Genomic DNA, 25,534 nt, shown 5'->3' with positions numbered 1-25,534 from the left:
TCACTCGTCGTCGAGACCGCGCTCTATCGCGTACCGCACCAGCTCGACCCGGTTGTGGAGCTGGAGCTTGCCGAGGGTGTTCTGCACGTGGTTCTGCACGGTGCGGTGGGAGATGACGAGGCGTTCGGCGATCTGCTTGTAGCTCAGGCCTTTGGCGACCAGCCGCAGCACCTCGGTCTCGCGTTCGGTGAGCCGGGGCGCGCTCGGCTCACCGGCGTCCGGGGCGGGCGCGGGCTCGGAGGCCAGGCGCCGGTACTCACCGAGGACCAGCCCGGCCAGGCCCGGCGTGAACACCGGGTCGCCGGCCGCGGTGCGGCGCACGGCGTCCAGCAGTTCCTCGGTGGAGGCGGACTTCAGCAGATAGCCGGTGGCGCCGGACTTCACGGCCTCCAGTACGTCGGCGTGCTCGCCGCTCGCGGAGAGGACCAGCACGCGCAGCGCCGGGTCGGCGGCGACGACCTCCTTGCAGACCTGGACGCCGGGCTTGGCAGGCAGGTTGAGGTCGAGGACGAGCACGTCGGGCGCGGCGGCCCTGGCGCGGCGCACGGCCTGCTCGCCGTCGCCGGCGGTGGCGACCACGTCGAAGCCGGACTCCGCCAGGTCGCGCGCGACGGCGTCGCGCCACATCGGGTGGTCGTCGACCACCATGACCTTGATCGGGTCCTGCTGCTCACTCATCGCTGTCCCGCCTTCCCCCGTGCGGCCTTCGCCTTCGGTACCTTCAGTTCCACTTCGGTGCCCTGCCCGGGCGTCGAGATCACCTCGGCGCTGCCGCCGAGGTCGCGCAGCCGGCCCCGGATCGACAGGGCGACGCCGAGCCGCCCCTCCCCCTCGGCCTGCGCGAGCCGCCCCTCGGGGATGCCGGGGCCGTCGTCGCGGACCGTCACCACGATCTCGTCGGCCTCGTCCTCCAGCAGGATCCAGGCCCGGGCGCCCTCCCCGGCGTGCCGGCGGACGTTGTCCAGCGCCGCCCCGACCGCCGCGGCCAGCTCCCGCGCGGCGAGCGGCTCCAGCTCCACGGGCGCGCCGGGCTCGGCGAAGGAGACCCGGTCCGCTGCGTACGGCGCCAGCAGGGCGCGCAGGTCGACCGGGCCGGCGTCGTCGTCCGGTTCCTCCACGGCCCGCACGAACGCCCCCTCGGCGGCGTCCTCGGACACCCGCGAGACGGGCACCAGGCCGCCGGAGACCAGGGTGCGCAGCGCCACCTCCTGCTCTCCGGCCAGCCGGCCCAGTTCGCCCGCCTCACCGCCGAGCGCGGCACCGCGCCGCTTCACCATGGCGAGCACCTGCAGCACGCTGTCGTGGATGTCCCGGGCGAGCCGCTCCCGCTCCCTGGTCGCGGCCTCGATCTCCAGGGCCCGGGCCAGGGTGCGCTCGGAGGCGCGGGCCACCTCGACGACGTAGCCGATGGCGATGGAGGCGACCCAGACGAGGATCACGTTGTGGACGGTGTCGCGGGCCGGGGCACCGCGTTCGAGGAGGTTCGCGACGGCGACGAGCGTGGAGGCGTACGCCGCCCAGCGCCAGCCGCCCTTGACGGCGAAGGCGAGCACCGCGCCGGCGGTCCATATCGACGGCAGCGTCGGACCACCGTCCATGATCCGCTGGTGGTCGTCGGCGAGCGGGGTCAGCAGGATGCCGGCGAGCGCCACGGTCAGGTCGGCGGCGAGGAAACGCCGGGTGCAGCTCCGCGCGTTGGCGACCCGGGGCAGGGTGGCGAGGGTCCACACGCACAGCACCGCGTAGTAGGCGATGGCCAGCCAGGGGCGGGTGAAGCGGCCGTAGGCGGTGGCGAACAGTCCGACCGCGTACAGCATGGTGAGCACCCGGTAGGCGGTCAGCGCGCGCCACAGCGGCAGCTCCACCGACATGCGCATGACCCGCTCGCGTCCAGCCACGTCCCCCACCCCCGTCGGTCCGCAGGCGCCTTAAGCGTCCTTCTCCTTCTTCGCCTGCTCCTTCTCGGCCTTCGCGAGCGCCGCGTCGGCCTCCTTCTGCGCCTTCGCCGCCTCCGCGATCTGCCGCTTGGCGGCGGTCGCGTACATGTCGACGTACTCCTGGCCGGAGAGCTTCATGATCTCGTACATGACCTCGTCGGTCACCGCGCGCAGCACGAACCGGTCGTGCTCCATGCCCTGGTAGCGGGAGAAGTCGAGCGGCTTGCCGATGCGGATGCCGGGCCGCATGACCTTCGGGACGACCTTCCCGGGCGGCTGGATCTTCTCCGTGTCGATCATCGCGACGGGGATCACGGGCGCGCCGGTGGCGAGCGCCACGCGCGCGAGGCCGCCCGGCTTGCCCCGGTAGAGGCGGCCGTCGGGCGAGCGGGTGCCCTCGGGGTAGATCCCGAACAGCTCGCCGCGCTCCAGCACGTCGATGCCGCTCTTGATCGCGGCCTCACCGGCACCGCGCGCCCCGGAGCGGTCCACCGGGAGCTGGCCGACGCCCTTGAAGAACGCCGCCGTCAGCCGGCCCTTGACCCCGGGGGTGGTGAAGTACTCGGCCTTCGCGATGAACGTGACCTTGCGGTCGAGCACCGCGGGCAGGAAGAACGAGTCGGAGAACGACAGGTGGTTGCTCGCCAGGATCGCCGGGCCCTCGGCCGGGACGTTCTCCAGGCCTTCCACCCAGGGCCGGAAGACGAGCTTCAGCGACCCTCCGATAGAAACCTTCATCGCGCCGTACAACAACCGAGTGCCTCCTGTATGTGTCGAACAGACCTTAACCCGGAGGGCCGCGAAGAGACCGACGCCCCTGGTCGGTGTCAGTGCCGTCGCGTACGGTGAAGCTCACCTGGAAGTCTTGGGAGCAGTTCACACCCTTCTCACGAACAGGAGACCGACCGTGCCGGTCCTTCCTGGAGCCGAGCCGTACCGCCACGAGGGCGGGGAGGTGGGGGTCCTCCTCTGCCACGGCTTCACCGGTTCCCCGCAGTCGCTGCGCCCCTGGGCGGAGTACCTCGCCGGGCACGGCCTGACCGTCTCGCTGCCGCTGCTGCCCGGGCACGGCACCCGCTGGGAGGACATGCAGGTCACCGGCTGGCCCGACTGGTACGCGGAGGTGGACCGCGAGCTGCGCGCCCTGCGCGAGCGGTGTGCGCGCGTCTTCGTGGCCGGGCTGTCCATGGGCGGCGCGCTCGCCCTGCGCCTCGCCGCGCGGCACGGGGACGCGGTGGAGGGCGTCGTCGTGGTCAACCCGGCGAACAAGGTGCACGGCCTCGCCGCGCACGCCCTTCCCGTCGTACGTCACCTGGTGCCGGCGACGAAGGGCATCGCCAGCGACATCGCCAAGCCGAACAGCGCCGAGCTGGGCTACGACCGGGTGCCGCTGCACGCCGCGCACTCGCTGCGGAACTTCTTCCGGCTGGTCGACAGCGAGCTGCCGCAGGTCACGCAGCCGCTGCTGCTCCTGCGCAGCCCGCAGGACCATGTCGTCCCGCCGGCCGACTCGGCGCGCGTCCTCAGCCGCGTTTCGTCCACCGACGTCACGGAGATCCTGCTGGAACAGAGCTACCACGTGGCGACGTTGGACCACGACGCGGACCGCATCTTCGCCGAGAGCCTCGCGTTCATCGGCCGGCTCGCACCCAGCTTCGGCAAGGAAGGGACGGCGGCAGGTGGCTGAGCACGACTCGGAGCGCGAGGAGCGCGAGGGCCGCGACGAGCGCGACGCGCGCGAGCCCCAGGAGCAGAGCGTCCCCTTCGACGAGGAGGCCGCGTGGAAGGCGATCATCGCCGCCTACGGTGAGGAGCCGCCGGACCCCCCTGGTTTCGCCGGGGGGACGTCCGGCAGGAGACCGTTCCGGCCGGTGGAGGATCTGGCGCTGCCGGAACCGGACACGGACGACGAGCCCGGGAAGCGGGGGCCGGCGAAACCGGCCCGGCCGCTCGGCAGCTCGATCTCCTTCGCCCCCGGTCTCGGCCCGCGCGACCACACCCCGCCCGACCCCTCCGACGACGACTTCGACGAGGACGACGAGGGCCACTTCGTCCCACCGGAGCCGCCGCCGCTGCCCGAGGCGGACGCCACGGCGAAGTTCGCCTGGCTCGGTGTCATCGGCGGCCCGGTGCTGCTCCTGCTGGCGGTGCTGCTGCGCTGGGACATGACGTGGTGGCTGACGACCCTCTCGGTCGGCGGCTTCCTCGGCGGCTGCGTGACGCTGGTGATGCGGATGCGGACGGACGAGGAGGACGACGGGGACCCCGGGCGCGGGGCGGTCGTCTAACCGACGGGAACTCTGAGGGCGGCCAGGACCGGCAGATGGTCGGTGGCCGCCCTCAGGTCTGCCTCCGAGACACCCGGGGCGCCGACGGGCACACCGCAGCCGAGCACCTCGATCTCCTTCGTGGCGAAGATCGCGTCGATGCGCTGGTAGGGGTCGGCCGGGGTCCAGGTGTGCGCCCGCCCCCAGGGCGCCACGGCATGGCAGTCCTGCAACGAGCCCGCGATACGGCGGAAGGCGGGGCCGTCGGGACGTTCGTTGATGTCGCCCCCTGCCACGACGTGGTCCACACCGAGCGTGGCCAGCCGGTCCAGGAACAGGCCGGCCTGCGTGCTGCGCTCCTCGTCGTCGAGGGAGAGGTGGCAGCTGACGACGCCGAGGCGGACCCCGCCGAAGCGGACCACCGCCATGGCGAGGCCGCGGCGGTGCAGATCCGGATCGCGGGGCGGGGGCAGCAGGACGTCCTCGGTGCGCTCGACGGTGGCGCGCAGGCTGGACAGGATCGCCGGCCCGGTGGTGGTGGCGCCGCCGGTGACCATGACGAGGTCGGCCGCGTGGGCGAGACGGGCGAGCTTCTTGCGCCAGCGGAAGAAGCGCGGGGCCTCCTGGATCAGGACCAGGTCGGGGGCGCAGGCGCGGATGACGCGGGCCAGCGCCGCCGTGTCGTCCCGCAGGGAGCGGATGTTGTAGCTCAGGACGCGGATGACGGCGGAACCATCGGGCTCCGTGCGGGAGTTGGGGAGGAGCGGGGTTGCCATGCCGTCCATTTAAGCCGCTGCGGGAGCCGGGGGCGCCACATGACTCGGGCGCGGGGGTACGTGCGCGACCGCCGGTTCGTCGTGGCTGGTCGCGCAGTTCCCCGCGCCCGTCGGGTCAGCGGTGTGGCCGTGCGCCGGAACGTGGCGTCACATGATCGGGTCGGGCTCCCGGGCCAGGTCCGCCGCGCCCACCAGGCCGGCCTCGTTGCCCAGTTCCGCGGCGCGGACCTCGGCGACCGGGCGCCAGTTGCCGCCGACCAGCCAGCGCTTGTACGACTTGCGGATCGGGTCGAGGACCAGCTCGCCCTCGTCGGACAGGCCGCCGCCGACGATGAAGGCGGACGGGTCGAAGAGCGAGGCCAGGTCGGCGAGGCCGGCGCCGACCCAGCGGGCCAGCTCGCGGTAGGAGTCCACGGCGACCTTGTCGCCCTGGCGGGCGGCCACGGAGATGTGCTTGCCCTCGATGCCGTCGGGGGTGCCGTCGCCGAGGCCGAGCAGGATCTCGGCGCGCTCCGGGGTGGCGTTGGCGCGCTGCCGGGCGTAGCGCACGAGGGCGCGGCCGGAGGCGTACTGCTCCCAGCAGCCCTGCGAGCCGCAGCCGCACAGCAGGCCGTCCGGCACCATGCGGATGTGGCCGAACTCGGCGGCCACGCCGAAGTGGCCGCGGCGCAGCTTGTTGCCGATGATGATGCCGCCGCCGAGACCGGTGCCGAGCGTGATGCAGATGACGTTGCGGTGGCCCTTGCCCGCGCCGAACTTGTACTCGCCCCACGCGGCGGCGTTGGCGTCGTTCTCCACGACGACCGGGAGGCCGGTGCGCGCCTCGACCTTCTCCTTCAGCGGCTCGTTGCGCCAGTCGATGTTGGGCGCGAAGTAGACAGTGGAGCGCTGCCGGTTGACGTATCCGGCGGCGCCGATGCCCACACCGACGATCTCGTGCCCCGCGCGCGCGCCCTCCACCGCCGAGGCGATGGCGTCGATGATGGCCTCGGGCGTGGTGGGGGTCGGCACCTTGAAGGTCGAGAGGATGTTGCCTTCCTCGTCGACCACGCCGGCCGCGATCTTCGTGCCGCCGATGTCGACGCCGATGGTGAGTCCCATGAATCCCTCAGTTTCGGTCGAGCCCCGCTACGGCCAACGGTACCCGAGGCGTTTGCCCTCGGGTCGCCGTCGTCCGCCCGGTGGACCCGGCGCCGAAGCGGGCGGGGCTCAGTCGAGGTCGATGCGCTGGCCGGGGCCGTCGTCGCCGCCGCGTCCGCGCAGGTCCTCGTCCAGGTCGCTCGCGCCGGCGGTCCAGCGCTTCTCCTGGGCCTGCACGGCCGAGCGGTAGGCGGCGAGCAGCTCGCTGCCGGCCGCGGCGAGGTGGTCGAAGACGTCCGGGTTGCGTTCGATGACCGGCTCGACGGCGGCCTTGGCCTGCTCCACGACCTGCCGCACCACCTGCTGGGCGGCCGGCCCGGCGACCGAGCCGAGCAGCGGTGACTGGATGCCGGAGAGCTTCTCGGCGACCGAGTCGACCAGCTTCTTCAGCTCCTCGGCGGCCGAGCCGGGCGGCGGGCCGTGCTGGGCGCGCCGGCGGGCCTTCTCCGCCGCCAGGTCCTCGGCACAGGCGCTGGCCCAGGCGTCGGCGTCGGTGGCGCGGAACTCCTCGCCGGCGTTCTCCTGCTCACCGGCACCGGACGGGGGGCGCTCTTCGCTCATGACGCACTCCTGACTACGGCTGGTCCTTACGACGTTACCCGAACGGCGGTAGGCGGTTCACCGCTCGCGGGGCCACAGCGCGGGGTCGGGAGCGAACCGGACGCACAGCTCGCCCTCGCGCAGGGCGGCCCCGTCGACGGTGCAGCGGCGCAGGGCCGAGGGCAGCGGGACGATACGGCGGAAGGGACCCGCGGTGACGACGAGTTCGTCGCCGCGCCGCACGAGGTCGAGCTCCTCCCGTACGGCGCCGGGCAGGGGGACGCGCCAGACGAGGACGCCGTCGTCGGCGATGCGGTCGGTGAGGGGCCACTCGACGGGGGCGGGCGCCGGATCGGCGCCGGGCACGGCGAGGGCGGCGAGGTCGTCGGTGCCGCGCGGGTCGCGGCCCAGGTGGCCGACCTCGTGGACCGGGCCGTAGGTCTCCCGCCACTCCTGAAGGGCCTTGCGCTGCTGGGCGAGGGGGCCGGCGAGCCAGGGGCCGGCGGCGTCCTCCGGCAGGACGCGGTTGGCGACGGCCGACTCCACGGGCAGGGCGCGCAGGGCGAGCCCCAGGGTGGCGGTGCGCAGCGCGTCGCTGCCCCCGGGGCCGGGTTCGGCGACGAGGCGTACGGCGGTGTTCCGGTCGGCGAGGACGGCCTCGACCGCCGCCAGCTCGGTGTCCCAGCGGCCGGCGGTGTCGTACAGCCAGTCGGCCGGCATGGGGACGCCGGCCAGGCGGCCGAGGACCGGGCGCAGCGCGCGGGCGGCCTGCCGCTCCGGCGGGAGCAGGCGGCGCAGGTAGCGGCGCAGCTCCTCGGGGAGGGAGAGCAGGGCGAGGGCCTCGGGCGTGGCCGGAAGGTCGACGACGAGGAGGTCGTGGGTCTCGGCGAGGGCGGCGTCGCGCAGGGCGCGCAGCAGGGTGAGTTCCTCGGCGCCGGGCAGCGGGGTGACCTCTTCGGCGTCCAGGCGGGAGGCGCCGAGCAGGTCGAGGAGGTTCGCGGCGCGGTGCTGGAAGCCGGTGAGGTCGTCGCGGAATCCGGCGGTGGCGTCGGGGCGCCAGGCGGTGAGGTGCTCGGTGACCGGGGTGGGGGTCGCCCCGGTGGGTGTGCCGAGGGCGGCGCCGAGGGTGTCGGTGCGGTCGGCACCGAGGACGAGGGTGCGGGTGCCCTCCCGAGCTGCGGCGAGTGCGGTGGCAGCGGCGACCGTCGTACGGCCGCTGCCACCGGGACCGGTGATCAAGAGGGTGCGCATGAGGGTGAACGGTACCGAAGCCGGCGTCGGCCGCGCGGCCGCCGGTGCCGCGGCCCGCCCCGGGCAGCGAGGGCAACCGCGCGACCAGCCACCCACCGGCCGCGCCCGGCGCATGGGCGCCGCTACTGGCCCGACTCGACCCGCTTCTTCAGCCCGGCCAGGGCCCGGTCGATGATGACCTTCTCGGCCTTGCGCTTGATCATGCCGAGCATGGGGATCTTGACGTCCACGGTGAGGGAGTAGGTGACCTCCGTCGACCCCGTGCCCACCGGCTTCAGCAGGTACGAGCCGTCCAGCGACCGCAGCATCTGCGACTTCACCAGCGTCCAGGAGACCTCGTCGCCCCCGGTCCAGGTGTACGCCAGCGTCTGGTCGTCCTTGATCGCACCCGCGTCCATCACGAGCCGCACCTGCTGCGCGCGCCCCGCCTCGTCGGTCTTGAGGACCTCCGCCTCCTTCACCTCACCGGTCCAGTCGGGATAGCGGGCGAAGTCGGCGATGACCGCCATGACGTCGGCCGGTGCCGCCTCGATCACGATGCTCGAGCTGGTGTGTTCCGCCATCGCCGTGGCTCCTCCAGATGCGGGCCGGTTGGGAGTGGTAACAGGTGCGCTGTGAAGGCTACCGCGCCCGCGACCAGCCGCCTTCACCGCCGGTCACCACTCCAGCGCCCACGGCTCGCCCGTCCCCGCGAAGTGCCCGACGTTCACGCACTCGGTGGCTCCGATCCGCATCCGCTTCACCAGCGGCTGGTGCACGTGCCCGAACAGCGCGTACCGCGGCCGGGTGCGCCGGATCGCGTCGAGCAGGGCGCGGCTGCCGCGCTCGAAGCGGCGCGCGACGGTGTCGTAGACCAGCTCCGGCACCTCGGGCGGGATGTGCGTGCACAGCACGTCGACCTCGCCGACCGCCTCGATCTTCGCGGCGTACTCCTCGTCGGAGATCTCGTAGGGGGTGCGCATCGGCGTGCGCAGGCCGCCGCCGACGAAACCGAAGGTCCAGCCGCCGATCTCGACGCGCTCGCCGTCGAGGACGGTGGTGCCGGAGCCGGCGTACTCCTTCCACAGCGCCGGCATGTCGACGTTGCCGTAGGTGGCGTACGTCGGCGTGGGGAACGCCGCGAACAGCTCCGCGTACTGCCGCCGCACCGCCTGTTCGATCACCGTGGCGCGGTCGCCCTCGATGCCCGCCCAGAGCCGGGCGCCGAGCTCGCCGGCCTCCTTGAAGCGGCGGGCGGTGCGCAGCGCGACGAGGCGGTCGGCGTTCTCGGTCCCGAACAGGTCGGGGAAGATGCCGCGGGAGTGGTCGGCGTAGTCGAGGAAGAGGACGAGATCGCCCAGGCAGACCAGGGCGTCGGCGCCGTCTCCGGCCCGGGCCAGGTCCCGGGCGTTGCCGTGCACGTCACTGACCACATGAACACGTGTCCTGCGCCCGCGGGCCGGTGTGGATGACATGGCGATCAAGCGTAGGCGCAGCGATGCACCTGTGAACAGTGGCAGCCCGGCCTGCGGTTACTGGCTAGTCAGGAAAGCCGTGGACTACTGTGCGCGAAGGAACACCAATCTGTGTGACGCAGCGAACATCTCGCCGGGACCCCCTGTCGAAGAAGCCATACCGGCGGGTAACGTCCGGGCAGTCCAGTCGTGCTCAGGATTTCAACCAGTGGGCTCCCCATCCTCCTGGCGTCCTCCCGAGCACCTGACCGAGCCTTGGACCGGACCGTCGCATCACACAACGTCGTGGCGCCGGCGCCCTATGAGGAGCAGCAGTCTTGCGCGAGTTCAGCCTTCCGGCTTTGTACGAGGTCCCTGCGGACGGCAACCTGACCGACATCGTCCGCAGAAACGCCGCGCAGCACCCGGACGTCGCCGTCATCGCCCGTAAGGTCGCAGGGGCCTGGCAGGACGTGACGGCCACGGCGTTCCTGGCCGAGGTCCACGCCGCCGCCAAGGGCCTGATCGCCTCCGGTGTGCAGCCGGGCGACCGGGTGGGCCTGATGTCCCGCACCCGTTACGAGTGGACCCTGCTCGACTTCGCGATCTGGAGCGCGGGCGCGATCACCGTGCCGGTGTACGAGACCAGCTCCCCTGAGCAGGTGCAGTGGATCCTGTCCGACTCCGGCGCCACCGCCTGCATCACCGAGCTGGACACCCACACCGCCGCCGTGGAGTCGGTGCGCGAGCACCTTCCCGCGCTCAAGCACGTCTGGCAGATCGAGGCCGGTGCGCTGGAGGAGCTGGGCCGGGCCGGCCGGGACGTCTCCGACGAGACGGTGGAGGAGCGCGGCTCGCTCGCCAAGGCCGACGACCCGGCGACGATCGTCTACACCTCCGGCACCACCGGCCGCCCCAAGGGCTGCGTGCTCACCCACCGCAGCTTCTTCGCCGAGTGCGGCAACGTCGTCGAGCGGCTGCGCCCGCTGTTCCGTACCGGCGAGTGCTCGGTGCTGCTGTTCCTCCCGCTCGCCCACGTCTTCGGCCGGCTGGTGCAGGTCGCGCCGATGATGGCGCCGATCAAGCTGGGCTGTGTCCCGGACATCAAGAACCTCACCGACGAGCTGGCCGCCTTCCGCCCGACGCTGATCCTCGGCGTGCCGCGGGTGTTCGAGAAGGTGTACAACTCGGCGCGCGCCAAGGCGCAGGCCGACGGCAAGGGCGCGATCTTCGACAAGGCCGCGGACACCGCGATCGCCTACAGCAAGGCGCTGGACAGCGCCTCCGGCCCGTCGTTCGGCCTGAAGGTCAAGCACAAGGTCTTCGACCGGCTGGTCTACAGCAAGCTGCGCGCGGTGCTCGGCGGCCGGGGCGAGTACGCCATCTCGGGCGGCGCCCCCCTCGGCGAGCGGCTCGGCCACTTCTTCCGGGGCATCGGCTTCACGGTGCTGGAGGGCTACGGCCTGACCGAGTCCTGCGCGGCGACGGCGTTCAACCCGTGGGACCGGCAGAAGATCGGCACGGTCGGCCAGCCGCTGCCCGGCTCGGTGGTCCGCATCGCCGACGACGGCGAGGTGCTGCTGCACGGCGAGCACCTGTTCAAGGAGTACTGGAACAACCCGGGCGCGACCGGCGAGGCGCTGGCCGACGGCTGGTTCCACACCGGGGACATCGGCACCCTCGACGAGGACGGCTACCTGCGCATCACCGGCCGGAAGAAGGAGATCATCGTCACGGCGGGCGGCAAGAACGTGGCGCCGGCCGTGATCGAGGACCGGATCCGGGCGCACGCGCTGGTCGCGGAGTGCATGGTGGTGGGCGACGGACGGCCGTTCGTCGGCGCGCTGGTCACCATCGACGAGGAGTTCCTCGGCCGCTGGGCGGCGGAGCACGGCAAGCCGGCCGGCGCCACGGTGGCGTCGCTGCGGGACGACGCGGACCTGCTGGCGGCGATCCAGTCGGCGGTCGACGACGGCAACGCGGCGGTGTCGAAGGCCGAGTCGGTGCGCAAGTTCCGCATCCTCTCCCACCAGTTCACCGAGGAGTCGGGCCATCTGACCCCGTCGCTGAAGCTGAAGCGGAACGTGGTGGCGAAGGACTACGCGGACGAGATCGAGGCCATCTACGCGAAGTAGGGCGCCTTCGGGGGTGCCGGGCTCCGTGCGCCGGCGGCCACCGGTCGTCGTCGGTGGCCGGTCACGCCCGCGCGGCGCAGCCGCGCATCGGATCGGCCCCGCGCCCCTTCGGGGCGCGTCGTCCTACAGCAGCGCTTTCAGGTTCTCCGCCAGCAGGTCCCAGCGCCACTTCTCCTCGACCCACTGCCGGCCCCGCTCCCCCATTCGGCGGCGCAGCTCCGCGTCGCCGAGCAGGGTGACGATCCGCTCGGCGGCCTCCTCGGGGGAGCCGCCGCGCACGACCCAGCCGGTCTCGCCGTCGAGGACCGCGTCGGGCGCCCCGCCGGAGTCGCCCGCGACGACGGGCAGTCCGGTCGCGGAGGCCTCCAGGTAGACGATCCCGAGGCCCTCGACGTCGAGCCCGCCGCGCCGCGTCCGGCACGGCATGGCGAAGACGTCCCCGGCACCGAAGTGGGCCGGCAGGTCCGACCAGGGCACGGCGCCGGTGAAGCGCACCGAGGCGGCGACACCGGTCTCGGCGGCGAGGCGGCGCAGGTCCTTCTCGTACGGTCCGCCGCCGACGATCAGCAGCACGGCGTCCGGCTCGGCGGCCAGGACGCGCGGCATCGCCCGGATCAGCGTGTCCTGCCCCTTGCGCGGCACCAGCCGGGAGACGCACACGACGACGGGCCGGTCGGTGAGCCCGAGCCGGGCGCGCACCCGGTCGCCTCCGGACCCGGGATGGAAGGTCTTCTCGTCGACCCCGGGCGGCAGTTGCACCATCCGCGCGGCCGCCTCGGAGGTCAGCGCACCGGCGATCCGCGAGCGCGTGTACTCGCCGAGGTAGGTGATCGTGTCGGTGCCCTCGCCGATCCGGCGCAGCAGCTGCCGTGCCGCGGGCAGCTGGGCCCAGCCGGCCTCGTGCCCGTGGGTGGTGGCGACCAGCCGCCGCGCCCCCGCCCTGCGCAGCGCCGGTGCCATCAGCCCGAGCGGCGCGGCCGCCCCGAACCACACCGACGTGCACCCGTGCTCGCGCAGCAGTCCCACCGCGCGCCGGGTCACCCGGGGGGTCGGCAGCAGCATCGTCGTCGCGTCGCGTACGACGGTGAAGGGCTGTTCGGCGTCGAAGGCCGCGGTCGCCTCGGCGCCTTCCCGGCCGCGCTTCCAGGTGGAGGCGTAGACGACGACCCGCTCGGGATCCAGCCGGAGGGCCATGTTGTGCAGGAAGGCCTGGATGCCGCCCGGCCGGGGCGGGAAGTCGTTCGTCACGATCAGGGTCTTGTGCATCGCCGCCGACCTTACAAGAGCCGCCGAATGTGGCAGGCACACAGCCGGGCACGCCATCATGTCCTTCAGGCAGGTATTCGAACGGACGGGGATCACGTGAAGACGACGGCCACCAGGTGGTCCCTGACCGGACTGCTCGCCGTGTGGGCGGTGACCCGGCTGCTGCTGCTCCTGTTCGTCTTCCGGGTGTACGTCTTCCCCGGCCCGGACGTCACCAGCGACGTGTGGGTGATCTACCAGGGCTGGTACGACGTCCTGCGCGGCGGAACGTTCCCTCAGCAGGACGTCACCTGGCAGTACCCGCCCGCGGCCGCGCTGGCGATCCTCTCCCCCGCCGCGCTGCCCTTCCTCGGCTTCGCGCACGCCTTCTTCGTCCTCGCCTTCCTCGCCGACCTGGTGGCGTTCGCGCTGCTCGTGTACGCGGGCCTGCGCCCCGGCAAGTGCCTGTGGGGTCCCTGGATGTGGGCGGTCGGCGTCCCGCTGCTCGGCCCGACGGTGTACGCCCGTTACGACGTGATGGTGACCGCGGTGGCCGTGGCCGCGCTGCTCGCCGGGGTGCGCCGGCCGCGGCTGATGGGGGCGCTGGCCGCCTTCGGGGCGATGCTGAAGGTGTGGCCGGCGCTGCTGCTGGTCGGCGCGTGGGGCGCGGCCCGGCGACGGGCCTGGACGTCGGCCGCGGTGACCGCCGCGGTGCTGGCGGCCGGTTTCGCGCTCTGGATGCCCGGCGCCTTCGCCTTCCTCACCGCCCAGCGGGACCGGGGCACCGAGGTGGAGTCCCTCGGGTCGATGGTCTTCCATGTGGCCCGGCACTTCGGCTGGAACGGGCAGGTGCTGCTGAACTACGGCTCGGTGGAATTCCTCGGCCCGTACGTCCAGGTCGTCAGCACCGCGGCGCTGGCGCTGACCGGGGCCGTGTTCGCCTGGCTGCTGCTGTGGCGGGTGCTGGCCTCGGAGTTCTCGCCGCACTCCCTGGCGGACGCCGCGTTCACCGCGGTGCTGCTGTTCACCACGACGAGCCGGGTGATCAGCCCGCAGTACCTGGTGTGGCTGGTCGGTCTGGCGGCCGTGTGCCTGTGCTTCCGCTCGACCCGGATGCGGTGGCCGGCGGCGCTCGTGCTGGCGGCGACGCTGTTCACGGTGCTGGAGTTCCCGGTCCACTTCGGCAATGTGGTCGCGAGCGACAACCTGGGCATGACGCTGCTGTTCGCCCGCAACGGCCTGCTGGTCGCCGCCACCGTCACCGCCGCCGTCGTGCTGTGGCGTTCGACGGTGCCACCGGCACCGCGCCGGACCCTGCCCGCCCGCACCGCCGACCCCGACAGGACGCCGGTGGTCTCCTGAGGCGGACCGGCCCTCAGACGGCCCGCACCAGGGAGACCTTCTCCTCCTCCGGCGCCGGGGAGCGCCTGAGCAGCAGCGCCACCGCCGCGCACTGAACGGCCATCGCCAGGGCGAGCGCCAGGCACACCCCGGGCAGTCCGAGCCCGGCCAGCGCCAGGGCGAGCGGCAGCTGGACGGCCGTACCGGCGAGGGTGACCCGCAGCAGAGCGGGCGCTCCGCCGCTGCCTTCGAAGACCCCGCCCAGCGCGATGAAGCAGGCCATCAGCAGCAGGTAGGGGCCGACGCAGCGCAGGAAGAGCACCCCGTCGTGGGCCACCGCGGGCCCGGCGCCGAAGGCGGCCATGATCCAGGGGGCCGCGAGGGCGAGCAGCGCGGACGCGGCGAGCCCCACGGCCCCGGAGACCACCACGGCCTGCCGGCCGATCGCCCCCCGCGCGTCGCGGCCCTCGCCGCGGGTGTGCGCGGTGTGGATGGAGGCGGCCTGCCGGACCGAGTAGAAGGCCATGGTCGCCACGTACATGACCTTGTAGGCGATGGCATAGGCGGCCACCGCCGTCACCCCGATCCGTGCCACGATCGCGACGAGGACGAGCGCGCCGGTCTGCCGCACGGTGAAGTCGGCGGACATCGGCAGCCCGGTCACCAGGGTCCGCCGCAGGGCGGCCGGGACCGGTTCGGCGGCCTGCGCCGCTGCGGCCGCGCGCAGCAGTGCGTTGCGGCGCAGGGCGAGGAATCCCGCGGCGAGGGCGACGCAGCGGCACGCGACGGTGGAGGCGGCGGCGCCCCGGACGCCGTAGAGGTGGATGAAGAGCGGGTCGGCGGCCAGGATCAGGCCGTTGGCCAGCAGGGCCAGGCGCATCGGGGTGCGGGTGTCGCCGGTGCCCTTGAGGACGGCGTCGAGCAGCTGCTGCGCGTAGAAGACGGCGACGCCCGGCAGGGAGACGGCGAAGTAGGCCGTGGCCGGCCGCACGGCGGCAGTGTCCCCGCCGCCGAGCACGAGCCGGGCCAGCGGTTCGCGCAGCAGGAACCCGCCCGCCACGACGACCGGGGTGACGACCCCGAACAGCGCCCACCCGCCCCGTACGGCCGAGCGCACCGCCCCCGGATCCCGCGCCCCTCGGGCGTGCGCGACGAGCACGGTCGTGCCGGAGGCGAAGACGAGGGCCACTCCGAGCAGCACGTTCTCCGTGTTGGTGGCCACGGCCACGGCGGCCACGGCGGGGCCGCCGAGCCGGGAGACCCAGACGGTGTTGATGATCCCGGCGGCGACGGAGGCCAGCAGGGAGAAGTAGACCGGGTGAGCGAGTGCGATCAGTTGCCTGCGATGCGCGTCCATGACGTCCCCCTCGGCAGCGGCTGAGTACCGCGGACCACATACATACCTCGTATCGAGGTAGCTCGACCAGAGGTACCATGACGGGAAGACCCCCCGCAAGGAGGACTCGTGCTGGAGCTGTCGATCCTGGGCTTCCTCGCCGAGGAGCCGTTGCACGGCTACGAACTGAAGGAGCGCATCAAGGGCCTCCAGGGCCATGTCCGCCCGGTGAGCGACGGCGCGCTGTACCCGGCGATCACCCGCCTGGTCGGCGCGGGCAAGCTCGCCCAGCACACCGAGGAGGGCGCGAGCGCGGCCCCCCGCCGGGTGCTCTCCCTCACCGGGGCCGGCCGAGCGGACCTGCTGGAGCGCCTGCGGCGGCCGAAGCAGGTGGAGATCACCGACCAGGTCCGCTTCAACGTGGTCCTGGCGTTCCTGCGCCACCTGCCGGACCGCGGGGAGCAGGCGGCCGTTCTGCGCCGCCGTCTGGAGTTCCTGGAGACCCCCGCGAGCTTCTTCTACCGGGACGGCAGCCCGGTGCGCGCGGAGGAGGCCGGCGATCTGTTCCGCGAGGGCATGCTGCGGGTGGCCCGGGCGACCGGCGAGGCGGAGCGGGCCTGGCTGCGGGAGGCGATCGGGCTGCTGGAGAAGTCCGGCTGACCGTCCGGCCTGCCGCCACAGCCCGGCGGGCCTTGCTGCCGCGGGCGCCGCCCTCAGCCCAGCTGGACCCGCAGATAGTCCCGCCACTTTGCGGTGAAGTCCGGCAGACTCACGCCGAGCGTCGTCCGCATCGCGTCCTCCACCGCCCCGGCCCGCTCCCGGTGCTCGCCCACCGCGCGGTAGAACGCGCGCAGCCGGGCCTCACCCCACCGCTCGGCGATCATCCGGCAGGCCAGCCAGCCGCTCTCGTACGCCCGCGCCAGCCGCCCGGCGTCCCCGGCGAAGCCGAAGTCCTGATCGCTCGGCAGCGCGGTCGGCACCTCGCCGTCGGTCACGGCCCGCTGGAGTTCCGGCGCGGCCTGCGCGGCGGTGCGTCCGCTGCCCCGGTAGCCGACCCAGTCGGCGTACCCCTCCGACAGCCACAGCGGCGTCGCGGCGTCGGTGGCGCGCCGGGTGGCGACATGCGTGGTCTCGTGCGTGAGGACCACCTGCCGGCCGAGCGAGCCGAGCATGCCGTAGGCGTCGGGGTTGACGATGACCCGGTCGGCGGCCGCCTTGGCCGGCGCCCCGGTCTCGCCGGTGGTGACGGCGGCGATGCCGCGGTAGGAGGAGGCGGGAGAGCCGAGCAGCCGTGCCATCCCGTCCAGCGACCTGGGCACCAGCACCACCACCCGGCCGGGCCAGTTCGTCCCCCAGGCGTCGGTCACCGCGGGCACCGCCCGGTCGGCGAGCGAGGCGTAGGCGCGCAGCTGCCCGTCGGACTGGCCGACACCGAGCACGAGGCTGTGCTGCCCGCGCACGACCCGTACCGCGCCCTGGTCCCAGAGCTGGTCGGCCGACTTCGGCGCGGGCCGGTCGGCGGTGACCGACCAGCGGCCGTCCGGGGAACGGGTGAGCGTGAGCGTGCGCCCCGCCGTCACCGGCGCCTGGTCGTACCCGCGCACCCGGTAGCGCAGCTCGGCGTCCGCGGTCGCGGTGTTGCCGCTGCGGCGCACCCCGGTGACCCGGTACGCCCACGAGGCGAGCGGCACCGCGCCCACCTCGGCGAACCCGGCCCGCGTCCCCGTGCTGCCATAGGTCTGCGCGTCGTGGTCCAGCACCGCCTGCGCCCGCCGGTCGAGCAGACGCTGCACGTCCGCCTGCACACCGCCGGCGCCGAGCCGGGCTCCGCACCCCACGAGGGAGGCGAGCAGCAGGCACACCGAGACGAGAACCGACATCCCCGACGCACGCCCTCGACCAGCCACCTTCCCGAGGGTACGGGGACAGGGCCCGGTCAGACCCTGGTCACCGACGAGATCGGCATCATGCCGACCGGGTCGTAGCGCACCGGGGCGCCCGGGTAGGGGGCGTGGATGACGCGGCCGTTGCCTACGTACATCCCGACGTGGCTGGCGTCGGAGCGGTAGACGACCAGGTCGCCGGGGCGGGCCTGGGAGAGCGGTACCTGCCGGCCGGCGAAGCGCTGTTCCTGCGAGGTGCGCGGCAGGTGCACCCCGGCCCGGGCGTACGCCCACTGCATCAGACCCGAGCAGTCGAACCCGGTGGGGCCGTTGGCGCCCCACACGTAGGGCCTGCCGAGAGCGGCGCGGGCGGCGGCGACCGCGGCGGCGGCCCGCCCGGAGGCCGGCACGGCGCCGACGGGGTCGGGCAGATCGGTGCGGCCGGAGCGCGAGGTGCGCTCGTAGGCGGCGCGTTCCGCGTCCGGCAGGGAGTTGAGCAACTGGCGCGCCTTGGCGAGCTTGTGCTCGACCGTCTTCTTGTGCCGGGCGACGGCCGCGCGGCTGCGCTCGAGTTCGGCCAGCTGCCGGGTCGCTTCGGCGCGTTCCTGGGCGAGTTCGCGCAGGGCGCCCTGCAGTTCGTGCAGCTGGCCCGCCTGGTGGGCGGTGATCCGGTCGAGCACGGAGGCCTTGTCCAGGTAGTCGTCCGGGTCGGCGGAGAACAGCAGCGCCACGGCCGGGTCCATGCCGCCGGAGCGGTACTGGGCGCCGGCCAGCGAACCCAGCGTCTCCCGCAGTTCGTTGACCTTCTCCTGCTGACGGGCGATCAGATCCTGGCTGTCGCCCACCTGACGGCGCAGCGTGTCGGTCCGCTCGTCGGCCTTGTTGTACGCCTCGGTGGCCTTCTCGGCCTCCTCGTAGAGGCGGTCGACCTCGGCCCGGGCATCGCCCTGCGGCGCGGCCACGGCGGAACCGGCCGGTACGGCACCGAGGGCGGCGGCCGCGACGGACAGCACACTGAGGGCGGCGCACGCGCCCCGGTCGAACCCGGAGTGCGCGAGGCGACGGCGATGGGAACCCACGGGAGGCCGCGCTCCTTCCACTGGGGAACAGGACTGCTCCCCACGGCACCGGGAACACCGTGAACGGCGAAGGCCGGGGAAACGCGGCAGACAGTAGCCCCGCCACGGGCCGGCGGCCAAAGACCGCCGCGGCCACACACGGTGACGCCCCGCCGCTGACGCAGGTCATCGGCGGGGCGTGGGGTCATTTCCCGTCGCCAGGATTCGCCCGTTCGGGCGGCACGACGTGTTGATCTTGTCGACTCCGGGGTGTCCCGGCGCGCTCGACGAGGGTCAGATCCGCACGCCGAACTGGAACGGCATGTTGTTGATCGACTCGTACCGCACGACGGTGCCGGTGCGCGGGGCGTGGAGCACCTGGCCGTTGCCCGCGTACAGGCCCACGTGGTGCAGGTCGCCGTAGAAGAGCACCAGGTCGCCGACCTGGAGGTCGCTCATGGAGTAGATGCGCGTGCCGGCGTTGGCCTGGGCCTGGGAGGTGCGGGGGATGGAGACCCCGGCCTGGGCGTAGGCCCAGGAGGTCAGGCCCGAGCAGTCGAAGGAGGAGGGGCCGGTGGCGCCGTAGACGTACGGGGAACCGAGCCTGGACTGGGCGGCCGAGAACGCGGCGGCGGCGCGGCCGGAGGCGGCCTTGGAGTTGCCGAGGTCGACGCGGCTGCTCGCGGAGCGGCTGGCGCGGGCGTCCTCGGCGGCCATCGCGGCCTTCTCTGCGGCGCTCAGGGAGTTGAGCAGCTTCTGCGCCTCGGCGAGCTTGCCCTGGACTTCCTTCTTCTTCTTGCCCAGCTCGGTGCGGGTGGCGGAGAGGTCCTTGAGCTTCGCGGCGGCCTCGGAACGCTCCTGGGCGAGCTGGCGCTGCTTCTCCTGGATCTTCTTCAGCGCCTCGACCTGCTGGCCGCTCAACTGGTCGAGCGTGGAGGCCTTGTCGAGGTAGTCGTCCGGGTCGGCGGAGAGGAACAGCTGGACGGAGGAGTCGATGCTGCCGCTGCGGTACTGGGCGGCGGCCGCCTGGCCTATGCCGTCCCGCAGTTCGTTGAGTTCCTCCTGGCCGCGCGCCACGTTGTCCTGGATGGTGGAGATGTCCTTCTGGAGCTTCTCCTGCTTCTCCTTGGCGCCGTTGTACTTCTCGGTGGCCTGCTCGGCCTCCTCGTAGAGCTTGTCGACCTTGGCCTTGACCTCGTCCTTGCTCGGCTTCTCGCTCGGCGCGGCGCTGGCCGCCTGCGCGCTGATGGCGACGGCAGCGGCGGCTGCGGTGGTCAGCACGGTCACACGTGCACGGCTCGGCTGCTTGGGTCGACGGTGGGACGCCACGGAGGCGAACTCCTTCTTGTGAGTGATCACCCGTTCGGAGGTTCGATGGCAGACCCTAGTGACCTTCTTGTGATCATTCAAATCCTCACAGCAAAAAATCCAGCCCCGCCATGCATTCTTTGCACACAACTCACCAGGGGTGACACCGGATTGACCGTGCGTGGAGCGCGACGAGCCTCAATTCGGGCATTGGGGCCGTGCGTTCACCTTCTAGGACAGTCGCTTGAGGAGTACCGCAGAAGCCACGGGCCGGGCACCGGCGCGTGCGACGCCGTCGGCCACCTCCCGGTCGGTGGAGGCGACGATGACCGGACGGCCGGGCGGCTCGGCCCGCACCAGCTGGCGGATCAGCTCGTCCGCCGTCACGCCCGGCTTGGAGAACAGCACCCGCACCCCGCGCGGCGGCGCCAGCAGCACCGGCGCCACCAGCTCGGCCCCGTCGAAGACACAGGTGACCTCGGCGCCGGTCTGCGCGGCGAGCGCGGACAGCTGCCCGAGGAGCCTCAGGCGCTGCTTCTCCAGCGGCATCTGGGGATAGCCGGTCTTGGTGACGTTGTAGCCGTCGACGACCAGATGTGCCTGCGGCAGCGCGAGCAACTGGTCGAGGATCGCCGGGTCGTTCTCCGACAGGGCGCGCGCCGCGATGTCCTTCGGCGTCATCCGCCCCGGCTCGACGGCGTCCACGGTCTCGGCCGGGCGCACGGAAACCGGCGGCAGGGCGAGTTCACGCCGCAGCCCCTGGGTGGCGTCCAGCAGGGTGTCCAGCAGCAGCCGGACGCGCATGTCCTCCACGCTGCGCCCCTCGCGTGCCGCGCGGCGGGTCGCCTCCAGGGCGGCCTCCGCCTCGCCCAGGCGCGCCTTGAGGCGCCGTGACTCGCTCTCCGCCGAGGACACCTGCGCCTGCGTCTCGGCGCGTACGGCCTCCATCTCGGCCTGCACCTTGCGCACGGCCGCCTCACCGCGCTTGACGTCGCTGAGGGCGGCACGCAGCTTGCGGTGAAGCGATTCCGCTTCCTTCCTGGCCTGGTCCAGCTCCGCGCGCAGCCGATCGGTCTCGGCCCGGGTGTGCTCCTTCGTCTGCGCGAGCAGCTCGCGCAGCCGCTCCAGCTCGGCGCGGCTCTCCTCGTCGACGCGCTCGGCGTGGGCGCGCTGCGCCTCCTCGCCGGCCGCCGTGACCAGCTTGACCCAGGCCGCCGGCCGCAGCACATAGGCCGCGGCCGCCACGTCGAGCGGGTCCGCGGCCGGGGGCGGCGAGCCGGAGTCCAGGGCGCCGGCCAGCTCCGGCTGCGCCTCTCTGAACTTCTCGCCGATCCGCTGCCGGAACAGCGGATCGGTCTCCAGCGCGGCCGCCATCGCGTTCCCGGCGAACTTGGCCCGCCGGTTCGGCGCGAACCGCGCGTACTGCCGAAGCTGCGCGGGCAGTTCGCCGACGGTCAGTCCGCCGAAGCCGTCCGCGACGATCTGGACGACTCTGCGGCGCACGCCGTCGGGCAGCGGACGGTCGAGCACCTCAGCGGCGCCGTCGCCCGGCCCCCCGCCTGTGGTCTCCACCATCCGTCACTCCTGTACCTGTCGTACGGTTCCCTGTCGGCCGTGCGGGGCGCTGCGCTCAGGCCTCGGCCGCGGGCCGGTCCACGAGCTCCACCTGGTCCACGGCGTTGCACCAGCGGCAGCGCACCGACTCGATGGTCTCACTGAGCACCTCGCGCTCCTCGACCTTGGGCTCGCCCGCGAGATCGAGGTGCACGTACTCGACGACCTTCGACGAGCGGGTCACGTCGAAGCGGGTGAGGTTGCCGCAGAGCGTGCAGCGCCACCGCGTCGTGGCGGTCGGCAGGGGAACCGTCATCGTGACTGTTCGCTTTCTTCCAGTGTCCGTGACGCACCGGGCTCCCCGGTGCGTGTGGCTCGTAACCCTACGGCCTGGCGGTGACTCGCCGCTGGTCCGTCCACGGCGGCGAGGCGGCCTCGTCCGATGCATCCCGTTACGTCATGCTCTGTAGACATGATCGGCAACTGGACGACCGCGGCCGGCAAGGCGGCCAGGACCCTCCGGCGCACCTCGGCCCCGGTGACGTACGGACTGATCGCCGTGTGCTGCCTGATCTTCCTGCTGGGGCCGGCGGCGGGCGTCAACCCCGTCTACGGCCACGGTGACGAGCTGCTCACCGCCCAGCGGGCGTATTTCCGGCGCTGGGGCGTGGTCCCGGCCGAACTCCTCCAGGGCTCCCCGCGAGCGGTCCTGACACCCGTGACCGCCCTGTTCGTGCACGGCAGCTGGGTGCATCTGCTCGGCAACATGCTCTTCCTCTACGTCTTCGGAGCGATGACCGAGGAACGGATGGGCCGCGGCCGGTTCGTCGTCTTCTACGTCGGCTGCGGCTGCCTGGCCCTGCTGGGATACGCCGCCGCACACGCCGCATCCGAGCAGTCGCTGGTCGGCGCCTCGGGGGCGATCTCTGCGGTCCTCGGCGCGTTTCTCTCCCTCTTTCCCCGCGCCCGGGTGACCAGTCTCCTGCCGTTCCTGTTCTTCGTGCCGCTGCGCTTCCCGGCGTGGGTCGTCCTGCCGTTCTGGGCGGCGCTGCAGTGGCTGGCGGCGGGGCGGGCGACCGAGGGGCCGGGGGTGGCGTACCTGGCGCATCTGATCGGGTTCGGGCTGGGCTTCCTGGTCGCGTGGGCCCTCTTCCGCCGTACCACTAGAGTGAAAGCCGCCCCTGCTCCGGCCCCCGAGGGAGAGAACCAGCCGTGATCACCGCGATCGTCCTCATCAAGACCAGCGTGGACCGGATCCCCGAGATCGCCGAGCAGATCGCTTCGCTGGAGTCGGTGAGCGAGGTCTTCTCCGTGACGGGCACGTACGACCTGATCGCCATGGTGCGGGTGCGCCGGCACGAGGACCTGGCGGAGGTCATCCCGGGACGGATCAGCAAGATCCCCGGCGTGGAGGGCACGGACACGCACGTGGCGTTCCGGACGTACTCCCAGCACGACCTGGAGGCGGCGTTCGCCATCGGTCTGGACTCCTGACCGCGCGCACACCGCCTCCCCGGGCGTCGGGTCCCCTCAGACCGCCGGGACGCAGCGGCCGTCCTCCGTCCGGTACGTCCAGCGGGCGCCCTGGGTGACCAGTTCCCGCACCGCCGTGACGAAGCGCTCGACGTGCTCGTCCGGGGTGCCCGCGCCGAAGCTCACGCGGATGGCGTTGAGGGACTTCTCGCCGGGGGCCGCCTCGGGGGCGCCGCACTCGCCCTGGGTCTGGGGGTCGCTGCCGAGCAGGGTGCGCACCAGCGGGTGGGCGCAGAAGAGGCCGTCGCGGACGCCGATGCCGTACTCGGCGGACAGGGCCGCGGCGAAATGCGAGCTGTTCCAGCCCTCGACGACGAACGAGATCACGCCCACCCGCGGCGCGTCGTCGCCGAACAGGGAGAGGATCTTCACCTCGGGCACGTCCGCCAGGCCCTCGCGGACCGCGGCGATCAGGTGCTGCTCGCGCGCGACCAGGGTGTCCCAGCCGGCCTCGGTCAGCGCCTTGCAGGCGGAGGCGATGGAGTGGACGCCGATCACGTTCGGGGAGCCGGCCTCGTGGCGGGCGGCGCTGTCGTGCCACTCCACGTCCACTCCACCGTCCTCGCGCCGGGCGACCTTGCGGCTGGCGCCGCCGCCGGCGAGGTAGGGGTCGGCGGCCCGGAGCCAGTCGGCGCGGCCGGCGAGGACGCCGGAGCCGAAGGGGGCGTACAGCTTGTGGCCGGAGAAGGCGACCCAGTCGACGTCGAGGTCGCGCACGCTCACCGGGTGGTGCGGGGCGAGCTGGGCGGCGTCCAGGACGATCCGGGCGCCGTGGGCGTGCGCGGCGGCGGCCAGCTCGCGCACCGGCCACAGCTCGCCGGTGACGTTGGAGGCGCCGGTGACGCAGACCAGGGCCGGACCGTGGGGGTCTCGGCCGGCGAGGGCGCGCTCCAGGGTCTCGACGGCCTGCTGCGGGGTGCGCGGGGCGTTGAGGTAGGTGACCTCGGCGTGCTGCCAGGGCAGCAGCGAGGCGTGGTGCTCGGTCTCGAAGACGAAGACCTGGCAGTCGGCCGGGATCGCCCGGGCCAGCAGGTTGAGCGAGTCCGTCGTGGAGCGGGTGAACACGACCTGGTCGCCCTCGCGGCAGTCGAGGAACTCCGCGACCGTCTTCCGGGCGTTCTCGAACAGGTCCGTGGACAGCTGGGAGAGGTAGCCGGCACCGCGGTGCACGCTGCCGTAGTACGGCGCGTACGCGGCCACGTCGTCCCAGACGCGCTGCAGGGCGGGGGCGCTGGCGGCGTAGTCGAGTGCCGCGTAGGTGACCTCGCCGCCGGTGACGAGCGGGACGGTGACATCCCGGCCCAGAACGGGCAGCGGGGCACAAACGGAACGGTCGGAGGCAGCGGTGGGGACAGACATGGCGGAACTCCCGTGAGGACGCGCGAGACGGCGCGGGAACGAGTGAAAGAGGGTGTGCGGAGGCGGGGCTCTGCGGCCCTAGCGCATTCGCTTGCTCACGGAAGACTCCTCGACGACCAGGACCCCTGGGTTCGCGAGGGGTCCGCGCTTGCCGCAGACCTTGCTGACTGCGGCCTGGTCTTCACCCGGGGCACCCCGCCACGGACGGAGGGTTGCCGGACAGTCGGCCGGGGCCTCATGACTGTCACTCATGACCTGGTCAAGGAACGTAACGGAAGTGATCGGCGTCCCGCAACCCGAGTCCGGATCGCGGGACGCGTTTCGGTGGACGCTAGGAGTTGCTGGCGGCCACCCAGCGCTCCAGCGTGCGCTTGGCGGAGCCGGAGTCGATGGAGTGGGCGGCCTTCGCCATGCCGGCGCGGATCTGGTCGGCCAGGGGGGCGTCGGTCGGCGCCAGGGCGACCAGCGCGGCCGCCGAGTTGAGCACGACGGCGTCCCGGACGGGGCCCTGCTCGCCGTCCAGCAGGCGCCGGGCCACCTCGGCGTTGTAGGAGGCGTCGGCGCCGCGCAGGGCCTCCACGGGGGCCAGGTCGATGCCGACCTCCCGCGGGTCGAAGGTCTCCTCGGTCACCTTGCCGTCGCGGACGATCCAGACCCGGGACGTGGAGGTGATCGTCAGTTCGTCCAGGCCGTCGTCGCCCCGGAAGACCAGGGAGGAGTTGCCGCGCTCGGCGAAGACGCCGGCCACGATGGGCGCCATCTTCGCGTCGGCGACACCGACGGCCTGCGCCCGCACCTTCGCCGGGTTGGTCAGCGGACCCAGCACGTTGAAGGTGGTGCGGATGCCCAACTGGCCTCGCGCGGCGGCCACATGACGCAGCGCCGGGTGGAACTTCACCGCGAAGCAGAAGGTGATGCCGGCCTCCTCGGCCACCTGGGGCACCCGGTGCAGCGGCAGGTTGAGATTGACGCCGAGCTTCTCGAGCACGTCCGAGGCGCCGGAGGCCGAGGACGCGGCGCGGTTGCCGTGCTTGACGACCTTCGCGCCCGTGCCGGCCACGACGATCGAGGACATCGTGGAGATGTTCACCGTCTTCGCGCCGTCGCCGCCGGTGCCGACGATGTCGACGGTCGGACCGGGCACCTCGATGACGTTGGCGTGGTCGTACATCGCCCGGACGAGGCCGGTGATCTCCTCGACCGTCTCGCCCTTGGCCCGCAGCGCGACCGCGAACCCGGCGATCTGCGCGTCGGTGGCCTCACCGAGCATGATCTGGTCCATCGCCCAGGCGGTGTCCTCGGCACTCTGGTCACGGCCCTCGAGCAGGCCGTTCAGCACACGGGGCCAGGAACGGCCCGCCGCGGTGTCGCCTCCAGCGGGGGTCACAGCGCTCATCAGCCGCTCCTGGTCGTCTCACGCATCGAATGACACCTCCAC

The 25,534-nt window shown here is 72.9% G+C and carries 25 protein-coding genes and 1 riboswitch; of the genes, 7 read left to right on the top strand and 18 right to left on the bottom strand.

Annotation, left to right across the window (positions count from 1 at the left end):
* The 3 genes from AB0E88_RS21645 to AB0E88_RS21635 are packed head-to-tail and all read right to left on the bottom strand — an operon-like array spanning position 1 to position 2,675.
* Positions 1-678, bottom strand: coding sequence for a response regulator transcription factor (locus tag AB0E88_RS21645; RefSeq protein ID WP_361632716.1), 678 nt, complete (start codon positions 676-678; stop codon positions 1-3).
* Positions 675-1,898, bottom strand: a complete 1,224-nt coding sequence (locus AB0E88_RS21640; RefSeq protein WP_361632714.1) for a DUF5931 domain-containing protein — start codon at positions 1,896-1,898, stop codon at positions 675-677. Before AB0E88_RS21640 ends, AB0E88_RS21645 begins: the two co-directional genes overlap by 4 nt.
* 30 nt (positions 1,899-1,928) lie before the next feature.
* Positions 1,929-2,675, bottom strand: coding sequence for a lysophospholipid acyltransferase family protein (locus AB0E88_RS21635; protein ID WP_361632712.1), 747 nt, complete (start codon positions 2,673-2,675; stop codon positions 1,929-1,931).
* Between the two features lie 169 nt (positions 2,676-2,844).
* Between AB0E88_RS21635 and AB0E88_RS21630 the strand changes: the two genes are divergently transcribed.
* Both AB0E88_RS21630 and AB0E88_RS21625 read left to right on the top strand, forming a co-directional pair.
* Entirely contained in the window at positions 2,845-3,624 is a 780-nt protein-coding gene (locus tag AB0E88_RS21630) for an alpha/beta fold hydrolase (protein WP_361632710.1), read from the top strand.
* Complete coding sequence (locus AB0E88_RS21625) at positions 3,617-4,225, top strand: hypothetical protein (RefSeq protein ID WP_361632708.1); 609 nt, start codon at positions 3,617-3,619, stop codon at positions 4,223-4,225. The genes AB0E88_RS21630 and AB0E88_RS21625 overlap by 8 nt, the downstream gene beginning before the upstream one ends.
* Here AB0E88_RS21625 and AB0E88_RS21620 read toward each other — a convergent pair.
* The 6 genes from AB0E88_RS21620 to AB0E88_RS21595 all read right to left on the bottom strand — a co-directional run bounded on the left by AB0E88_RS21620 (position 4,222) and on the right by AB0E88_RS21595 (position 9,365).
* On the bottom strand, positions 4,222-4,980 hold the full coding sequence (locus tag AB0E88_RS21620) for an endonuclease/exonuclease/phosphatase family protein (protein WP_361632706.1): 759 nt from the start codon (positions 4,978-4,980) through the stop codon (positions 4,222-4,224). The genes AB0E88_RS21625 and AB0E88_RS21620 overlap by 4 nt on opposite strands.
* Positions 4,981-5,127: 147 nt before the next feature.
* Positions 5,128-6,081 carry an ROK family glucokinase gene (locus tag AB0E88_RS21615; RefSeq protein ID WP_361632704.1) on the bottom strand — a complete coding sequence of 318 codons (954 nt, stop codon included), beginning with the start codon at positions 6,079-6,081 and terminating at the stop codon, positions 5,128-5,130.
* A gap of 108 nt (positions 6,082-6,189) precedes the next feature.
* Entirely contained in the window at positions 6,190-6,681 is a 492-nt protein-coding gene (locus AB0E88_RS21610; RefSeq protein WP_361632702.1) for a DUF5304 domain-containing protein, read from the bottom strand.
* 57 nt (positions 6,682-6,738) lie between these two features.
* On the bottom strand, positions 6,739-7,911 hold the full coding sequence (locus AB0E88_RS21605) for an ArsA-related P-loop ATPase (RefSeq protein ID WP_361632700.1): 1,173 nt from the start codon (positions 7,909-7,911) through the stop codon (positions 6,739-6,741).
* 122 nt (positions 7,912-8,033) lie between these two features.
* Entirely contained in the window at positions 8,034-8,474 is a 441-nt protein-coding gene (locus AB0E88_RS21600; RefSeq protein ID WP_361632698.1) for an SRPBCC family protein, read from the bottom strand.
* A gap of 93 nt (positions 8,475-8,567) precedes the next feature.
* The gene (locus AB0E88_RS21595; RefSeq protein ID WP_361632696.1) at positions 8,568-9,365 is read right to left on the bottom strand and encodes a metallophosphoesterase; all 798 of its coding nucleotides are present in this window, start codon (positions 9,363-9,365) and stop codon (positions 8,568-8,570) included.
* A gap of 317 nt (positions 9,366-9,682) precedes the next feature.
* Here AB0E88_RS21595 and AB0E88_RS21590 point away from each other — a divergent pair, with 317 nt between their 5' ends.
* On the top strand, positions 9,683-11,479 hold the full coding sequence (locus AB0E88_RS21590; protein WP_361632694.1) for an AMP-dependent synthetase/ligase: 1,797 nt from the start codon (positions 9,683-9,685) through the stop codon (positions 11,477-11,479).
* A gap of 123 nt (positions 11,480-11,602) precedes the next feature.
* On the opposite strand, the gene AB0E88_RS21585 is transcribed toward AB0E88_RS21590, so the two are convergent.
* Positions 11,603-12,745, bottom strand: coding sequence for a glycosyltransferase family 4 protein (locus AB0E88_RS21585; protein ID WP_361632692.1), 1,143 nt, complete (start codon positions 12,743-12,745; stop codon positions 11,603-11,605).
* Between the two features lie 96 nt (positions 12,746-12,841).
* Between AB0E88_RS21585 and AB0E88_RS21580 the strand changes: the two genes are divergently transcribed.
* Positions 12,842-14,086 carry a glycosyltransferase family 87 protein gene (locus AB0E88_RS21580; protein WP_361632690.1) on the top strand — a complete coding sequence of 415 codons (1,245 nt, stop codon included), beginning with the start codon at positions 12,842-12,844 and terminating at the stop codon, positions 14,084-14,086.
* A 13-nt stretch (positions 14,087-14,099) separates the two neighbouring features.
* On the opposite strand, the gene AB0E88_RS21575 is transcribed toward AB0E88_RS21580, so the two are convergent.
* A complete protein-coding gene (locus tag AB0E88_RS21575) occupies positions 14,100-15,422 on the bottom strand; it encodes an MATE family efflux transporter (RefSeq protein WP_361632688.1) in 1,323 nt (440 codons plus the stop codon).
* 108 nt (positions 15,423-15,530) lie between these two features.
* Between AB0E88_RS21575 and AB0E88_RS21570 the strand changes: the two genes are divergently transcribed.
* Entirely contained in the window at positions 15,531-16,061 is a 531-nt protein-coding gene (locus AB0E88_RS21570) for a PadR family transcriptional regulator (protein WP_361632686.1), read from the top strand.
* Between the two features lie 53 nt (positions 16,062-16,114).
* Here the strand turns inward: AB0E88_RS21570 and AB0E88_RS21565 are convergent, their stop codons facing one another.
* The 5 genes from AB0E88_RS21565 to AB0E88_RS21545 form a co-directional block, all read right to left on the bottom strand.
* The gene (locus tag AB0E88_RS21565) at positions 16,115-17,281 is read right to left on the bottom strand and encodes a hypothetical protein (protein ID WP_361632684.1); all 1,167 of its coding nucleotides are present in this window, start codon (positions 17,279-17,281) and stop codon (positions 16,115-16,117) included.
* A 56-nt stretch (positions 17,282-17,337) separates the two neighbouring features.
* Positions 17,338-18,363, bottom strand: a complete 1,026-nt coding sequence (locus AB0E88_RS21560) for an NlpC/P60 family protein (protein ID WP_361632682.1) — start codon at positions 18,361-18,363, stop codon at positions 17,338-17,340.
* 273 nt (positions 18,364-18,636) lie between these two features.
* Complete coding sequence (locus AB0E88_RS21555; protein ID WP_361632841.1) at positions 18,637-19,671, bottom strand: NlpC/P60 family protein; 1,035 nt, start codon at positions 19,669-19,671, stop codon at positions 18,637-18,639.
* A gap of 210 nt (positions 19,672-19,881) precedes the next feature.
* Positions 19,882-21,225, bottom strand: a complete 1,344-nt coding sequence (locus tag AB0E88_RS21550; protein ID WP_361632680.1) for an NYN domain-containing protein — start codon at positions 21,223-21,225, stop codon at positions 19,882-19,884.
* Between the two features lie 55 nt (positions 21,226-21,280).
* On the bottom strand, positions 21,281-21,520 hold the full coding sequence (locus tag AB0E88_RS21545) for a hypothetical protein (protein WP_361632678.1): 240 nt from the start codon (positions 21,518-21,520) through the stop codon (positions 21,281-21,283).
* Between the two features lie 156 nt (positions 21,521-21,676).
* Here AB0E88_RS21545 and AB0E88_RS21540 point away from each other — a divergent pair, with 156 nt between their 5' ends.
* Together AB0E88_RS21540 and AB0E88_RS21535 are read left to right on the top strand one after the other, a co-directional pair.
* The gene (locus tag AB0E88_RS21540; RefSeq protein ID WP_361632676.1) at positions 21,677-22,420 is read left to right on the top strand and encodes a rhomboid family intramembrane serine protease; all 744 of its coding nucleotides are present in this window, start codon (positions 21,677-21,679) and stop codon (positions 22,418-22,420) included.
* The gene (locus AB0E88_RS21535) at positions 22,417-22,698 is read left to right on the top strand and encodes an Lrp/AsnC ligand binding domain-containing protein (RefSeq protein ID WP_361632674.1); all 282 of its coding nucleotides are present in this window, start codon (positions 22,417-22,419) and stop codon (positions 22,696-22,698) included. Before AB0E88_RS21540 ends, AB0E88_RS21535 begins: the two co-directional genes overlap by 4 nt.
* A 36-nt stretch (positions 22,699-22,734) precedes the next feature.
* Here the strand turns inward: AB0E88_RS21535 and AB0E88_RS21530 are convergent, their stop codons facing one another.
* Complete coding sequence (locus AB0E88_RS21530) at positions 22,735-24,096, bottom strand: aminotransferase class V-fold PLP-dependent enzyme (RefSeq protein WP_361632672.1); 1,362 nt, start codon at positions 24,094-24,096, stop codon at positions 22,735-22,737.
* A 139-nt stretch (positions 24,097-24,235) separates the two neighbouring features.
* A riboswitch (SAM riboswitch) is annotated at positions 24,236-24,352 on the bottom strand.
* Positions 24,353-24,427: 75 nt separating this feature from the next.
* Positions 24,428-25,492, bottom strand: coding sequence for an anthranilate phosphoribosyltransferase (gene trpD / locus AB0E88_RS21525; protein ID WP_361632670.1), 1,065 nt, complete (start codon positions 25,490-25,492; stop codon positions 24,428-24,430).
* Positions 25,493-25,534 lie beyond the last annotated feature (42 nt).

The sequence above is a fragment of the Streptomyces sp. NPDC028635 genome, from assembly GCF_040637635.1.
Lineage (GTDB): Bacteria > Actinomycetota > Actinomycetes > Streptomycetales > Streptomycetaceae > Streptomyces.
Note: the sequence above shows the minus strand (reverse complement) of the source record. Positions and strands in the feature narration are given on the sequence as shown.